Annotated in this window: 15 protein-coding genes; 5 read left to right on the forward strand and 10 right to left on the reverse strand. The window is 65.3% G+C overall.

Going from position 1 to position 13935, the window contains the following annotated elements:
* Positions 1-37 precede the first annotated feature (37 nt).
* Genes mce through EEB18_RS20550 form a run of 6 tightly spaced genes read right to left on the reverse strand, consistent with a single transcriptional unit; the run spans position 38 to position 3726 of the window.
* On the reverse strand, positions 38-478 hold the full coding sequence (gene mce, locus EEB18_RS20525) for a methylmalonyl-CoA epimerase (protein WP_187139843.1): 441 nt from the start codon (positions 476-478) through the stop codon (positions 38-40).
* Positions 475-735, reverse strand: coding sequence for a hypothetical protein (locus EEB18_RS20530; RefSeq protein ID WP_187139842.1), 261 nt, complete (start codon positions 733-735; stop codon positions 475-477). Before EEB18_RS20530 ends, mce begins: the two co-directional genes overlap by 4 nt.
* 9 nt (positions 736-744) lie before the next feature.
* On the reverse strand, positions 745-1473 hold the full coding sequence (locus tag EEB18_RS20535; RefSeq protein ID WP_187139841.1) for a hypothetical protein: 729 nt from the start codon (positions 1471-1473) through the stop codon (positions 745-747).
* Positions 1470-1895 (reverse strand): hypothetical protein, encoded by a 426-nt coding sequence (locus EEB18_RS20540; RefSeq protein WP_187139840.1) that lies wholly within the window; start codon positions 1893-1895, stop codon positions 1470-1472. The genes EEB18_RS20535 and EEB18_RS20540 overlap by 4 nt, the downstream gene beginning before the upstream one ends.
* Positions 1896-1900: 5 nt before the next feature.
* Entirely contained in the window at positions 1901-2197 is a 297-nt protein-coding gene (locus EEB18_RS20545; RefSeq protein WP_187139839.1) for a hypothetical protein, read from the reverse strand.
* On the reverse strand, positions 2194-3726 hold the full coding sequence (locus EEB18_RS20550; protein WP_187139838.1) for an acyl-CoA carboxylase subunit beta: 1533 nt from the start codon (positions 3724-3726) through the stop codon (positions 2194-2196). The genes EEB18_RS20545 and EEB18_RS20550 overlap by 4 nt, the downstream gene beginning before the upstream one ends.
* 108 nt (positions 3727-3834) lie before the next feature.
* On the opposite strand from EEB18_RS20550, the gene EEB18_RS20555 reads away from it, so the two are divergent.
* Entirely contained in the window at positions 3835-5244 is a 1410-nt protein-coding gene (locus EEB18_RS20555; RefSeq protein WP_187139837.1) for a short-chain fatty acyl-CoA regulator family protein, read from the forward strand.
* Here EEB18_RS20555 and EEB18_RS20560 read toward each other — a convergent pair.
* A complete protein-coding gene (locus tag EEB18_RS20560; RefSeq protein WP_187139836.1) occupies positions 5241-6134 on the reverse strand; it encodes a LysR family transcriptional regulator in 894 nt (297 codons plus the stop codon). The genes EEB18_RS20555 and EEB18_RS20560 overlap by 4 nt on opposite strands.
* A 103-nt stretch (positions 6135-6237) precedes the next feature.
* Between EEB18_RS20560 and EEB18_RS20565 the strand changes: the two genes are divergently transcribed.
* The gene (locus EEB18_RS20565) at positions 6238-7023 is read left to right on the forward strand and encodes an SDR family NAD(P)-dependent oxidoreductase (RefSeq protein ID WP_187139835.1); all 786 of its coding nucleotides are present in this window, start codon (positions 6238-6240) and stop codon (positions 7021-7023) included.
* A gap of 114 nt (positions 7024-7137) precedes the next feature.
* Here the strand turns inward: EEB18_RS20565 and EEB18_RS20570 are convergent, their stop codons facing one another.
* The 3 genes from EEB18_RS20570 to pgi all read right to left on the reverse strand — a co-directional run bounded on the left by EEB18_RS20570 (position 7138) and on the right by pgi (position 11271).
* The gene (locus tag EEB18_RS20570; protein ID WP_187139834.1) at positions 7138-8154 is read right to left on the reverse strand and encodes an NAD-dependent epimerase/dehydratase family protein; all 1017 of its coding nucleotides are present in this window, start codon (positions 8152-8154) and stop codon (positions 7138-7140) included.
* 60 nt (positions 8155-8214) lie between these two features.
* Positions 8215-9561: a glutathione-disulfide reductase gene (gene gor, locus EEB18_RS20575; RefSeq protein WP_187139833.1), complete on the reverse strand. Its 1347-nt coding sequence runs from the start codon at positions 9559-9561 to the stop codon at positions 8215-8217.
* Positions 9562-9765: 204 nt separating this feature from the next.
* Positions 9766-11271 (reverse strand): glucose-6-phosphate isomerase, encoded by a 1506-nt coding sequence (pgi, locus tag EEB18_RS20580; RefSeq protein WP_187139832.1) that lies wholly within the window; start codon positions 11269-11271, stop codon positions 9766-9768.
* Positions 11272-11549: 278 nt separating this feature from the next.
* Here pgi and lepB point away from each other — a divergent pair, with 278 nt between their 5' ends.
* Genes lepB through era form a run of 3 tightly spaced genes read left to right on the forward strand, consistent with a single transcriptional unit; the run spans position 11550 to position 13935 of the window.
* Positions 11550-12368, forward strand: a complete 819-nt coding sequence (gene lepB, locus EEB18_RS20585) for a signal peptidase I (protein WP_056348481.1) — start codon at positions 11550-11552, stop codon at positions 12366-12368.
* Positions 12365-13045, forward strand: a complete 681-nt coding sequence (gene rnc, locus EEB18_RS20590; protein ID WP_187142387.1) for a ribonuclease III — start codon at positions 12365-12367, stop codon at positions 13043-13045. The genes lepB and rnc overlap by 4 nt, the downstream gene beginning before the upstream one ends.
* Positions 13042-13935 (forward strand): GTPase Era, encoded by an 894-nt coding sequence (gene era / locus EEB18_RS20595; protein WP_187142386.1) that lies wholly within the window; start codon positions 13042-13044, stop codon positions 13933-13935. Before rnc ends, era begins: the two co-directional genes overlap by 4 nt.

The raw sequence follows: 13935 nt of genomic DNA on the forward strand, positions 1-13935 counted from the left end.
GAAGTCATGGGCCCCGGCTTGCGCCGGGGAACACGGATTAATGATCGCCCTTCGGCGTCTCCATGATCTCGGTCAGCACCCCGCCCATATCGCGCGGGTGGACGAAGAAAATCAGCGTCCCATGCGCCCCGATGCGGGGCTCGCCGAGCACGCGCTTGCCCAGCGCCTCGAACGCCGCCTTGGCGGCATGAATGTCGGGCACCTCGTAGCACATATGATGCTGCCCGCCCGCCGGGTTCTTCTCGAGGAAGCTCGCGATCGACGTGTTGCCGGGCAGCGGCTCGACCAGCTCGATCTGCGTCCCGTTCAGAGCGCCGTCGGTGCCCGGCGTATCGACGAAACACACCTTCACCCCTTGCTCGGGCAGGTCGAACGGCGCGTGGATCTTCGTCGCGCCCATCACGTCGCGGTAAAAGACGATGCTGTCGGCGATCGACGGCGTCGCAACGCCGATATGGTTCAAACGTCCCAGTTTCATAAAGCCCTCGATATCCATCCCAAGGTGATCGCGATCCCGATCGCGACGAAAAGCAACGCCAATCCCGCGACCAGCAACGCGGCGCCGCGTGCCAGCGCAAAGCCGACGGGGTTGGCGTCGCGCGACAGGCCGCCGGCCAACCCGCTATCGACCATGCCGCTCGCGCTCCAACTCTGCGCCATCGCCCACACCGCGCGCGCGACGACCCATGCACCGATGGTCCAGCAGACCGAGATGGCGGCCCAGAGCCATTCCATCACGCCGCCTCAGCAACCCGGAACCTGGTCGATGCCGACCAGCGCATATTTTCCGTCCTTCAGCACATAGCGCTGCGTGAACGATCGCGTGCCGGTGTAACCGACGGTAAAGCTCTTGTCGGGTTCGGCGGCGACGATCCGGCCGTCATATTCGCCGTCCGCCTGCCCGGTCCCCGCGCCCGAACTCATCGCGTCGGTGAAGCCCGCGCGGTCGACCGGGCCACCCGGCGCCAGTTCGGTCAGCGTCGCGGTGCTGATCGCGCAGCCCTGCCACACGCCGCCGCCCGAGGTGACCAGATAGGGATATTTGCCGATCGCATCGCTGAACGCCCAGCCGGTCGCGGCATTGCCGACGGTGCCGACCGCACCGAGGTTCAGCCATTCGCCCGCCCGCTGCCAGCCGCCCTCGGCATCGCGCAGATAATGGACCGCGTTGATGCCGCCGTCGCTATGCCCCGCATCCTCCAGACTGCCGGTGCTGAGCAGCGCCCACAGATGGTCGCCGATCTTGTGCATCGCCACAGGGCGGAAATGATAGCTCCGCTCGTCGATCACCCGCACCGCTTCGAGGTCGCTCGACGCGGCCATCGGAGTCTCGAACGCCTCGACAAAGGCTTCGGCAAGATCGGGGGTCGCCTCGTCGGCGAGCTGGATCGGGAAAGCCTTGTCCGCCGCGAGCGCGGCGGTCGGCGCGGCGAAGATCGGCACCAGCGCGGGGAGAACGAATTTGGCGATCATGAAGGGTCCTTGCACACGCGCATCAGCAGCGAGAAATAGCGGACATCCTTGTCCGAAAAGCCGAGCGCCTTGCCGTCGATGTTCAGGCCGCGATGGGCAAGAGCCGCCGCGTAGAGCGGATCGTCGGCATTGGTGAAACCATGAAGCCGCCCGTCGGTCAGCGTGCGTTCGAAGACGCTGCTCGTCACATCGCCCGCCGCCAGTGCCATGTCATGGTCGCTCGCCGCGGGGACCGATATGCGGACGAAACCGCCGTGCGGCGAACAGGTAACATAGATATTGCTCGCAATATGGCGCAATCCATTGGTCAGCGTCACCGGATCGTCGCCGCGCTCCCATTGATCGGCGCCTTCCTGTGCGGCCGACGGAACCGCGGCAATAAGTAAGATTGCACCGATGTGGCTCAGTCGGCCCAGTTTCATGCGATTCAATCCCTTACCAACGCTTCAATGCCGATGACCAGCATCGCCACTCCACACGATGCGAAGACCCCAAACACGAACCAAAACTGCGCTGGGCTCGCCCCCCGGTTGCTTTTCGAAAGCTCCGTAAAATTGCCCTTCGACAGTCCGTACAAAGCGTATCCAATCATCATCGGTCCCAATACCAAACCGCCGATTGACCGGCGACCGGGTTGACCGACGAAAACAGCGACTACTACCAGAATCACCGCGACCACAAAAAAGGCCGCAACTCTCAAATCCTTGCGCCTTTGATCGGTCACAGCGGAATATTGTCATGCTTCTTCCACGGATTCTCCAACTGCTTGTTCCGCAGCTTGCGCAGCCCCAGCGCGATCCTTTTGCGCGTGTTGTGCGGGTGGATGACCTCGTCGATATAGCCGCGTGACGCCGCGACGAACGGGTTGGCGAAGCGGTCCTCATATTCCCTGGTGCGCTGCGCGATCTTCTCGGGGTCGCCGATGTCGCTGCGGAAGATGATCTCGACCGCGCCCTTTGCGCCCATCACCGCGATCTCGGCGGTCGGCCAGGCATAATTCAGATCGCCGCGCAGATGCTTCGACGCCATCACGTCATAGGCGCCGCCATAGGCCTTGCGCGTGATGACCGTGATCTTGGGCACCGTCGCCTCGGCATAAGCGAACAGCAGCTTCGCACCATGTTTGATGATGCCATTATATTCTTGCGCGGTGCCGGGCAGGAAGCCGGGCACGTCGACGAAGGTGACGATCGGGATTTCGAACGCGTCGCAGAAGCGCACGAAACGCGCGGCCTTCTTCGACGAATTGATGTCGAGCACCCCCGCGAGCACCATCGGCTGGTTCGCGACGATGCCGATCGTGCGCCCCTCGATGCGCCCGAAGCCGCAGAGGATATTGCCCGCATGCGCCGGCTGCACCTCGAAGAAATCGCCCTCGTCGACCGTTTTGCGGATCAGCTCGTGCATGTCATAGGGCTGGTTCGCATTGGGCGGGATCAGCGTGTCGAGGCTCGGCTCGGCGCGGTCCCACGGGTCGTCGGTCGGGCGCTCGGGCACCCCGCTGCGGTTGTTTTCGGGCAGATAGTCGAAGAAGTCGCGCGTCGCGAGCAGCGCCTCGATATCATTCTCGAACGCGATATCGGCGACCGAGCTCTTGGTCGTGTGGGTGATCGCGCCGCCCAGTTCTTCCTGCGTCACCACCTCGTTGGTCACCGTCTTGACCACATCGGGGCCGGTGACGAACATGTAGCTGCTGTCCTTCACCATGAAGATGAAGTCGGTCATCGCCGGGCTGTAAACCGCGCCGCCCGCGCACGGGCCCATGATCAGGCTGATCTGCGGCACCACGCCCGACGCCAGCACGTTGCGCTGGAACACCTCGGCATAGCCGCCGAGCGACGCGACGCCCTCCTGGATGCGCGCGCCGCCGCTGTCGTTCAGGCCGATCACCGGCGCGCCGACCTTCATCGCATTGTCCATGACTTTCATGATCTTCTCGGCGTGGCGCTCGGACAAAGCGCCGCCGAAAACCGTGAAGTCCTGGCTGAACACATAGACGAGGCGACCGTTGATCGTGCCGCTGCCGGTGACGACGCCGTCGCCCGGTATCTTCTGATTTTCCATGCCGAAATCGGTGCAATTATGTTCGACATAGGTGTCGAGCTCTTCGAACGAGCCATGGTCGAGCAGCACGTCGAGCCGCTCGCGCGCGGTCAGCTTGCCCTTGCTGTGCTGCGCATCGATGCGCTTTTGCCCGCCGCCCAAAGCGGCGGCGGCGCGGCGGCGTTCCATTTCGGCGATATTGGCGGACATGCGTCTCTCCGGATAAATCGAACATGCCGTCTGCGCCCACCGGGGCCGCGATGCAAATGCGAATTTGCAAAGTTGCAAAGTGACAGTTTGCAAAGTAGCCTGCGTCATATGACCCCAACCCGCCTCTACGCTGGGCGACAACTTCGCCAACTTCGGGAAACCCGCGCGATCCGCCAGGCCGACTTCGCCGCGCAGCTCGGCATCTCGGCCTCCTACCTCAGCCAGATCGAGCATGACGACCGCCCGCTGACCCCCGCGCTGCTCGACCGGCTGCAACGCCTGTTTCCGCTCGAATGGGAAGAGGTTGCAACCGACACCGGCGACCGCCGCCAGGGCGCGCTGCGCGAAGCCGCCGCCGATCCGCTCTTCGCCGCCTCGCCCCTGCCCCCCGAACAGCTCGAACGCGCCGCGCTGCAACAGCCGCAGCTCGCCGACCAATTCGTCGCGCTCCACGCCGCCTATCGCCGCGCGGGCCAGCGATTGCAGATCATCGACGAGGCGCTGACCGGCGGCACCGCCGAGGGCAGCCGCCTGCCGTGGGAAGAGGTGCGCGACTGGTTTCACGACGCGGGCAATTATGTCGACAGCATCGACCGCGCCGCCGAGGTGCTGGCGGCGCAATTGCGCGGCAAATCGCCCTCTCCCGCGGTCGAGACGATCGAGCGGCGGCTGCGCGACGCGCTCGGCATTTCGATCGTCTACAACCAGACGCAGGCGCTGCGCGATTATGACGCGACAATGCGCCATCTGGTGATCGACCCGTCGCAGCCCGCCGAAAGCCGGCGGTTTCAGTTGGCGCACCAGCTCGCCGCGCTGGCGCTCGCGAACGAGATCGCGGCGGTGGTCGAGGCGTCGCCGCTGCGCACCGCGGCAGCGCGGCAGTTGCTCCACGTCGGGCTGGCCAATTACGCCGCGGGCGCGGTGCTGATGCCCTATGCGCCATTCCGCGCCAGCGCGCGCAGCGTGCGCCACGACATCGACCGGCTGCGCATGGATTATGGCGTCAGTTTCGAGCAGGCGTGCCACCGCCTCTCGACCCTCCAGCGCCCCGGCGCGCGCGGCATCCCGATGTTTTTCTGCCGCGTCGATATGGCGGGCAATATCACCAAGCGGCACAGCGCGACGCGGCTGCAATTCGCGCGTTTCGGCGGCGCCTGTCCGCTGTGGATCGTCCACGAAGCCGCCGCGATCCCCGACCGCATATTGTTCCAGCTCGCCGAGACGCCCGACGGGCTGCGCTATGTGTCGATGGCGAAGGGGCTGGTCAAACCCTCGGGCAGCTATGCACGATCCCCACGCCGCTACGCCGTCGCGCTGGGATGCGAGGCGCAATATGCGGGCGAGTTCGTTTATGCCGACGGGGTCGATGTCGCCGCGCCGCAGGCGGCAACGCGCATCGGATCGTCGTGCCGCATCTGCCCGCGCGACGATTGCGACCAACGCGCCTTCCCGCCGAGCGACCGACCCATACTGGTCGATCCCGACCGGCGCGACGTGGTGCCGTACCGGATCGGCTAGCCGTCGATCACCAGCTCTTCGTCGAGGAAATCGAGAAAGGCGCGGATGCGCGTCGCGGCGCGGTCCTCGGGCGCGTAGAGCGCGTGGATATCCTCGCCATCGCCGGGGTGATAATCGGGCAGCAACTCGACGAGCCGCCCCGCCGCGAGATCGGCGGCGACATGAAAATGGCCGTGGCGCGCAATGCCGCCGCCAGCGACCGCCATCTGGCGCACGAGGTCGCCCGAATTGCCGAAGAAGCTGCCGGGAACCGGTCGGTGGACGACGCGGCCACCAACAAGGAAGGGCCAGCTGTCGATCGAGCGGCGGAAGCTGAAACGCAGGCAATCATGTCCGTCGAGATCGTCGGGCGTGTGCGGGGTGCCGCGGCGCGCGAGATAGGCCGGGCTCGCGACGAGGACCATCCGGCTGTGCCCGAGCTTCTTGGCGCGCAGGCTGGTGTCGCGCAGCGGGCCGATGCGGATCGCGATGTCGGCGCGTTCCTCGACCAGGTCGACGATTGTGTCCGAGAGCGCGAGGTCGAGGATAATCTCGGGATAGCGCGCGGTGAAGCGCGGCAGGATCGGCAGCAACGGCACCCCGATCGACGGCGATGCGTTGACGCGAAGCAATCCGCGCGGCCCCTGTTTCTCGCGGCCGAGGTCACTCTCAACCGTTTCGATCTCGGCGAGCAGCACGCTCATCCGGTCGCGATAGGCACTGCCTTCGGCGGTCAGCGCCAGCGAGCGCGTCGTGCGGCGGAAGAGTATCGTGCCGAGCCTTTGCTCCAATCGCGCGATGCTGCGGCTGACCGCCGAGGGTGTGAGCCGCAGCGCCTTTGCAGCCGCGGCAAAGCTGCCGCCGCTCGCCACCGCCAGGAAGGTCTCGATATCGCCGAACCGATTATCCATGATCTTGAATCACTTCTGAAATGATAAGCGACATTCTAATCAACAATGAGCGGCAACGCTATCTTCGTCTCCATCAGCAGGCCTTTATCCAAGGAAACGCATCATGGACCTGAAACTTCAAGGCAAGACCGCCCTCGTCACCGGATCGACCGCCGGTATCGGCTTCGCCATCGCGAAGCGCCTCGCCGAGGCGGGCGTCGAAGTCGTCATCACCGGCCGCAACCAGGCGAAGCTCGACGAAGCCGCCGCCGAACTGGCGCAGGCGGGGACGATCCGCCCCGTGCTCGCCGACCCCGCGACCGCCGAAGGCGCCGCGACGCTGATCGCCGCGGTTCCCGCAGTCGATATCCTCGTCAACAACCTCGGCATCTACGAAGCCAAGCCCTTCGCGGAGATCAGCGACGCCGACTGGCACCATATCTTCGAGGTCAATGTCGTCAGCGGCGCGCGGCTGTCGCGGCATTATTTCCCCAAGATGCTCGAGAAGAACTGGGGCCGGGTGATCTTCATCGCGAGCGAAAGCGGGCTGCTGCCGCCCGCCGAGATGATCCATTACGGCATGACCAAGACCGCGCAGCTGACCATCGCGCGCGGCCTCGCCGAGCAGACCAGGGGCAGCGGTGTGACGGTCAATTCGGTGCTGCCGGGGCCAACGCGGTCCGAAGGGATCGTCGATTTCATCCAGTCGGTGGTGTCGAACCCCGACGCGCCCGAAGCCGAACGCGAAACGGCGTTTTTCGAGGAACTGCGCCCGCTGTCGCTGATCCGCCGGCTGATCGACGCCGATGAAATCGGCGCGACGGTAGCGTTCCTCGCCAGCCCGCTTGCGGCGGCGACCAACGGCGCGGCGATCCGCGCCGAAGGCGGGATCGTTCCGACGATTGCTTGATCTTTCTCCCCTCCCGCTTGCGGGAGGGGTTGGGGGAGGGCGTGTCCAAAGACGCCTACCTTTGGAAGGAAACAGGCCCTCCCCTAACCCCTCCCATAAATGGGAGGGGGATTTTCAGACCTTCACAATCCCGCGCCCGATCAAATCATGCGCCGTCGCGAGGATCGCTTCCTCGGGCAGCCGCATCGACCAACCGAGCCGCTGCATCGCATGGCTGCTGTCGCCGCCGCGCACATTGCCGAGTTCGGCGACGACCTGTTTGAGTTCGGGCCGAAAGATCGCGAGCGCCTTGAGCAGCCAGTCGGGCATCTTACGCGTCGGCACCTTGCGCGCCTCTTCGCCAAGATTGGCGGTCAGGATATACGCAACATCGATGAATTTCAGGAAGGGGCCCGAGCAGACGAAGCGTTCGTCCCGGATCCCCTCGACCGTCAGCGCGCGATAATGCATGTCGGCAACGTCGCGCACGTCGATGATGCCGAACCCGACGTCGGGGCACATCGGCACCTTGCCTTCGAGCAATTGTTTCACGACCTCGATCGATGTCGACAGGTCGTCGCTGAGCAAAGGTCCGAACACCGCTGCCGGATTGACCGAGGCGAATTCCATATCGCCGCCCTCGGCCGCGACCCAGTCGCGCGCCGCGCGCTCGGCGACGGTCTTGGAGCGTGGATAGGGCATGACCTCGGGGTTATCGAGATTGCTCCAGTCGGCCTCGTTATAGAGGTCGCGGCCCTTGCCATGCCCATAGGCGACCGCCGCCATCGACGAGGTCAGGACGAAGCGTGTCACCCCGGCAGCGCGCGCGAAACGCAGCGCCCTGAGCGCCCCCTCGCGCGCCGGGATCACCAGATCGTCGGCCTGTCTAGGAACATCGAGCGGAAACGGCGAGGCGACATGCGCGACATGCGAACAACCCGTGATCGCCTCGGCCCAGCCCGTGTCATGCTCGAGGTCGGCGGCGAAGAAGTCGAGCTTGTCGTTGTCGACATCGAGCCAGCCGCGCACCTCCGGCTCGCGCTTCAGGCTGCGCACGGTCGTGTGGACGTGCCAGCCATTGTCGATCAGCTGCCGGATCAGGAAACCCGCGATATAACCGCTGCCCCCGGTGACCAATGCCGTGCCCGCCATGCGCCCCTCCATGCCTGTTCTGGCCGCGAAGGTAGCGCATTTGCGTTGCAGGCCGAAACCTTATTTCAGCAGCACCAGTTCCTCGGCCATGCTCGGGTGCAGCGCGACGGTGTTGTCGAAATCGGCCTTGGTCAGTCCCGCCTTCACCGCGATCGCCGCCGCCTGCAAAATCTCGGGCGCGTCGGGGCCGATCATGTGGAGCCCGACGACCTGGTCGGTCGCGGCATTGACCACCATCTTGTACAGCGCGCGCTCGTTACGGCCGGCGAGGACATTCTTCATCGCGCGGAAATCGCTGGTATAAACGCGGATGCTGCCCAGCTTGTTGCGCGCCTCGGCTTCGGTCATGCCGACCGCGCCGATCGGCGGGTGGCTGAACACCGCGCTCGGGACATTCTGATAATCGACCACGGTCGGCTTGCCGCCGAACACGCTGTCGGCAAAGGCCTGCCCCTCGCGGATCGCGACGGGCGTCAACTGGATGCGATTGGTAACGTCGCCGACGGCATAGATGCTCGGCACCGAGGACTGATTGCTTTCGTCGACCTTGATCGCGCCATGGTCGTCGAGGTCGACGCCGACCTCCTCCAGCCCGACGCCCTTGGTGTTCGGCACACGCCCCGCCGCGACGAGCACCGCATCGGCGACGATCGGCTCGCAGCCGCCCAGATGCACGGTCAATGTACCGTCGTCATTCTTGACGATCTTCTCGAAAGGCGCGTTGAACTTGAAGTCGATGCCCTTGGTCATCGAAATCTGCAGCAGCCGGTCGCGGATCTGCTCGTCGTAACCGCGCAGGATCGTGTCGCCGCGATTGACGATCGTCACCTTGCTGCCGAATTCGTTGAAGATGCCAGCGAATTCGTTGGCGATATAGCCGCCGCCCGCGATCACCACGCGCTTGGGCAATTTATCCAAGTGGAACACCTCGTTCGAGGTGATCGCATGCTCGCTGCCCGGAAACTCGGGAACATGCGGCCAGCCGCCGGTCGCGACGAGGATGCGTTCGGCGGTCAGTTCGGTGCCGTCGGCAAGCCGCACCTTCTGCGGCCCCGCGATCGTCGCGCGCGTCTTGAAGACGGTGACCTTATGGTTTTCGAGCGTCTGGCCATAGAGGCCTTCGAGCCGCGTGACCTCCGCCTGGACATTGTCGCGCAGCCGGTCCCAGTCGAATTTGCAGTCGGGGACGTCCCAGCCGAAATGGCGCGCATCCTTCAGGTCCTCGGCGAAATGGGCGCCATAGACGAGCAGTTTCTTGGGCACACAGCCGCGGATGACGCAGGTGCCGCCGACGCGATAATCCTCGGCCACCGCGACGCGCGCACCGTGCGACGCGGCGATGCGCGAGGCGCGTACCCCGCCCGACCCGGCGCCGATGACGAAGAGATCATAGTCGAAATTGCTCATGGACGGCCCCTGAAGGATGGTGGCTGCACTTCGCAGCGAGCGCCTATGTGGTTACGCGGCGGCAGCTTGCCAATCGAATTTTACGCTCAGACCGTCCAAACTCGTCATTGCGAGCGAAGCGAAGCAATCTCCAGCTATCGACCACGCGCAAGGCCGATGGCTGGAGATTGCTTCGTCGCCTTCGGCTTCTCGCAATGACGAAGGCTATTCCCCCAGCGCCGCCGCCATCAGCGCCTGTGTCGCGGCGTCGAACTCGACGGTGCCTTCGGACAGGCCCTTGGCCATTTCCTTGCCCAGTTCGACCCCGAACTGGTCGAAGGGATTGATGCCGAGCAGCACCGCATTGGCAAAGACGCGATGCTCGTAAAAGGCGATCAGCGCGCCGAGGCTGCGCGGGGTGACCTGGTCAAGGAGGATCGTCGTCGACGGCCGGTCGCCGGGGTAGTTGCGCGCGCCGTCGCTGCTCGCGCGCCCGGTCATCAGCGCCGCGCCCTGCGCGATGCAGTTGGCGACGAGCGTTTCGTGATGCGCCTCGTCGAGCAGATGATCGGGCTCGCGCGCGACGACGAATTCGACGGGGATCAGGTGGGTGCCCTGATGCAGAAGCTGGAACACCGCATGCTGCGCATCGGTGCCGACCCCGCCCCAGGTGATCAACGCGCTCGCGCGGTCGAGCGGCTTGCCGTCCAGCATCACGCCCTTGCCGTTCGATTCCATTTCGAGCTGCTGGAGATAGGAGGGCAGCAGGCGCAGCCGTTCGTCATAGGCGAAGACCGCGCGCGTCTGGCAGGCGAGGCGGTTGGCGTAGATCTGATCCGCAAAGGCGGCGAGCAGGCCGACATTGTCGGCGCCGTCGCACAGGCGAAAATGGCGGTCCATCTCGGCTGCGCCCTCGAGCATGTCGGCGAAGGCGTCCCAGCCGAGCGCCAGCGCGGCCGGAAAACCGATCGACGACCAGAGCGAATAGCGTCCGCCGACCGATTCCGCGAAGGGCAGGATGCGCGTCTCGTCGACACCCCACTCCATCGCGCGTTCGGGCATCGCGGTGAGCGCGATGACGCGCCCGAACGGATCGGGCACCCCGGCCTCCTCCAGCCATTGCAGCGCCGAGGCGGCGTTGAGCAGGGTTTCGGTCGTGGTGAAAGTCTTCGACGCGACCGCGATCAATGTGCAGGCCGGATCGAATTTGGCGAAGGCCTCGTCGAGCGCGGCGCCGTCGACGTTCGAGACGACCGCGACGTCATAGCGCGCCCCGCCGCGCCCCAGAGCATCGACGAGCAGGTCGGGGCCGAGCGCCGACCCGCCGATGCCGATGTGCAGCAAATGGCGGATTTCGCCGAACGCACCGGCCTCGATCGCGTCGATCAGCATCCGCATCCGCTGGTGCAGCGCCTGCGCGCGGTGCACGGACTCGGGCGCGCCGTCGCCGCGTTCGGCACTATGTTCGGCGGCGCGGTCCTCGCTCGGGTTGGCGACGCCGCCCGCGAACAAGGTCTTGCGGCGTCCGCCGAAATCCTGCGCAGCCGCGAGGTCCGACAATATGGCGATCGCGGCGTCGTCGAGATGGGTCTTGGCGAAGTCGAAGCGGATGTCGGCGACATTGCGGACCAGCTTGCCCAGTCGCGCCGCGGGGTCGGCGGCGACGAGGTCGGTCAGCCGCTGCGGCTGCCAGTCGGCGAGCGCCTGCCAGGCTTGATCGGATCGGGTCATATATCGAACTTCCCTCTCTCCGTTCGTGTCGAGCGAAGTCGAGACACCCCGAAGCACGGCGCCAGGCCGACGGGCATCTCTACTTCGTTCGATGCGAACGGGATGAATAATGGCTCAATCCATAGGTCCGCGCTGCCGCGCACGCCAGTGCCATCCGCCGATATTTGCTTGCGCGAAGACCTATTCATCGCCAAATGCCGCGCCATGACCGACGCCAGCCTGACCGCCAATACGCCGCCCCCGCCGGCCCCGCGAACCCGACGCCCGCCCCCGCTCCGATGAGCGCGAAGGAAGAGGCGATCGACACGGTGCGCTTCCTCGCCTGGTTGGCGATCGCGGTGCTGATTTTCCGCAGCTTTTTCCTGTCGCCGTTCAATATTCCGTCGGAATCGATGCAGCCACGGCTGCTGATCGGGGACTATCTGCTCGTCAACAAGATGGCCTATGGCTATTCGAAATACAGCCTGCCGTTCAGCGTGCCCCTGATCCCCGGGCGCATCTTCGCCAAGACCCCCGAGCGCGGCGACGTCGTCGTGTTCAAGGCGCCGCCGGTCAACGACAATGATTATATCAAGCGCGTGATCGGCCTGCCCGGCGACACGGTGCAGGTCCGCGACGGCATCGTCTGGCTGAACGGCAAGCCGCTGCCGCGCGAAAAGATGGCCGATTTCGTGATCCCGGTGACCGCGAACATGATCGACGCCGCGCGCAACGAAGGCACCCTGCCCTGCTTCGCGATGCAGTTCGAGGAAATCGCCGCCGACGGCCAGCGCCAGTGCCGCTATCCGCAGTTCAAGGAAACGCTGCCCAACGGCAAAAGCTATGCCGTGCTCGACATCATGAGCATCGCGCAGGACAATACGACGCTGGTCACGGTGCCCGAGGGGCATTTGTTCCTGATGGGCGACAACCGCGACCGCAGCGCCGACAGCCGCTTCCCGGCGCAGGAAGGTGGCGGCATCGGCCTGGTCCCCGAGGAAAATCTGGTCGGCCACGCGCTGGTCGGCATGTTCTCGACCGATGGTTCGGCAAGCTGGATCAACCCGATCAGCTGGTTCACCGCGGCGCGCTGGGAGCGCATCGGGGAAGGCTTTTGAGCGGCGGCGCCTCCGCCGAAACGATCGCAGCCATCACCGGCGCCGAACCGCGCGACATCGGCCTCTATCATGAGGCGCTGACCCACGGCAGCAGCGGCGCTGCCGATTATCAGCGGCTCGAATATCTCGGCGACCGCGTGCTCGGCCTCGTCATCGCGTCCGAACTCTTCCGCCGCTTTCCCAAGGCGACCGAGGGCGAGCTGTCGTCGCGCCTCCATGTGCTCGCCTCGGGCGAAACCTGCGCGCGGATCGCGCAGGGGCTCGACCTCAACGCGCATGTCCGCTTCGGCACCCAGGCGATCGGCGACGGCGGGCGGTACAGCGACAATATCGCCGCCGACGTGCTCGAGGCGCTGATCGGCGCGCTGTGGCTCGACCATGGCGACGAGCCCGCGCGCGCCTTCATCGTCAAATATTGGGGTGAGATGATCGACGGCCAGGTGTCGGCGCCCAAACACCCCAAGGCGGCGCTGCAGGAATGGGCCGCCGCCAAGGGCCGCAAGCCCCCCGAATATCGCCTGATCCGCCGCGAAGGCCCCGACCATGCCCCGCGCTTTCGCGTCGGCGTGACCGTCGGCAAGCTCGCCGAGGCCGAAGGCGAAGGCGCATCGAAACAGGCGGCCGAAAAGGCCGCGGCGATCGCGATGCTCGCGATCCTGGAAGGATTGAAAGAATGACCCATCGTTGCGGTTTCGTCGCCGTCGTCGGCGCGCCGAATGCGGGCAAATCGACCATCGTCAACGCGCTCGTCGGCCAGAAGGTCGCGATCGTCAGCCCCAAGGCGCAGACGACACGCACCCGCCTGATGGGCGTCGCCATGGACGGCGAGACGCAGATCGTGCTGATCGACACCCCCGGCATTTTTGCCCCGACCCGCCGGCTCGACCGCGCGATGGTCGCCGCGGCGTGGAACAGCCTCGACCAGGCCGAGGCGATCCTGGTGATGATCGATGCCGCGGCAAAGCTCGGCGAGCGCGCCGAACGCGTGTTGCAGGGGATCGAGGGGCGCCCCGAGAAGAAATTCCTGGTCCTCAACAAGGTCGACCTGACCAAGAAGGACAAGCTGCTGACGATCGCGACCCAGCTCAACGAGCGGGTCGCCTTCGACGAAACCTTCTTCATCTCGGCGAGCACCGGCGACGGGGTTCCCGAACTCAAGACGACGCTGGCGGCCCTGATGCCCGAGGGACCCTGGCATTTCCCCGAGGACGAGGTCAGCGATGCCCCCGAACGGATGCTCGCCGCCGAAATCACCCGCGAGCAGCTCTATCGCCAGCTCCACGAGGAACTGCCCTACCAGTCGACCGTCGAGACCGAGAAATTCACGACGCGCAAGGACGGCAGCGCCGAAATCCACCAGCAGATTCTGGTCGCACGCGACAATCAGCGCGCGATCATCCTCGGCCACAAGGGTGAGCGGATCAAGGAAATCGGCAGCAAATCGCGCGCCGAGCTCGCCGAATTGCTCGGGCGCAAGGTGCATCTGTTCCTGCATGTGAAGGTGAAGGCAAACTGGGACGAGGACCGCGGCGTGTACCGCGACATGGGGCTTGACTGGGTGGATTGA

The organism is Sphingopyxis sp. OPL5 (assembly GCF_003797775.2).
Lineage (GTDB): Bacteria > Pseudomonadota > Alphaproteobacteria > Sphingomonadales > Sphingomonadaceae > Sphingopyxis.

Bases quoted from the DNA above. Each gene is read 5' to 3' on its own strand.
- mce (WP_187139843.1), bottom strand. From the start codon at position 478: ATGAAACTGGGACGTTTGAACCATATCGGCGTTGCGACGCCGTCGATC.
- EEB18_RS20530 (WP_187139842.1), bottom strand. From the start codon at position 735: ATGGAATGGCTCTGGGCCGCCATCTCGGTCTGCTGGACCATCGGTGCA.
- EEB18_RS20535 (WP_187139841.1), bottom strand. From the start codon at position 1,473: ATGATCGCCAAATTCGTTCTCCCCGCGCTGGTGCCGATCTTCGCCGCG.
- EEB18_RS20540 (WP_187139840.1), bottom strand. From the start codon at position 1,895: ATGAAACTGGGCCGACTGAGCCACATCGGTGCAATCTTACTTATTGCC.
- EEB18_RS20550 (WP_187139838.1), bottom strand. From the start codon at position 3,726: ATGTCCGCCAATATCGCCGAAATGGAACGCCGCCGCGCCGCCGCCGCT.
- EEB18_RS20555 (WP_187139837.1), top strand. From the start codon at position 3,835: ATGACCCCAACCCGCCTCTACGCTGGGCGACAACTTCGCCAACTTCGG.
- EEB18_RS20560 (WP_187139836.1), bottom strand. From the start codon at position 6,134: ATGGATAATCGGTTCGGCGATATCGAGACCTTCCTGGCGGTGGCGAGC.
- EEB18_RS20565 (WP_187139835.1), top strand. From the start codon at position 6,238: ATGGACCTGAAACTTCAAGGCAAGACCGCCCTCGTCACCGGATCGACC.
- EEB18_RS20570 (WP_187139834.1), bottom strand. From the start codon at position 8,154: ATGGCGGGCACGGCATTGGTCACCGGGGGCAGCGGTTATATCGCGGGT.
- gor (WP_187139833.1), bottom strand. From the start codon at position 9,561: ATGAGCAATTTCGACTATGATCTCTTCGTCATCGGCGCCGGGTCGGGC.
- pgi (WP_187139832.1), bottom strand. From the start codon at position 11,271: ATGACCCGATCCGATCAAGCCTGGCAGGCGCTCGCCGACTGGCAGCCG.
- lepB (WP_056348481.1), top strand. From the start codon at position 11,550: ATGAGCGCGAAGGAAGAGGCGATCGACACGGTGCGCTTCCTCGCCTGG.
- era (WP_187142386.1), top strand. From the start codon at position 13,042: ATGACCCATCGTTGCGGTTTCGTCGCCGTCGTCGGCGCGCCGAATGCG.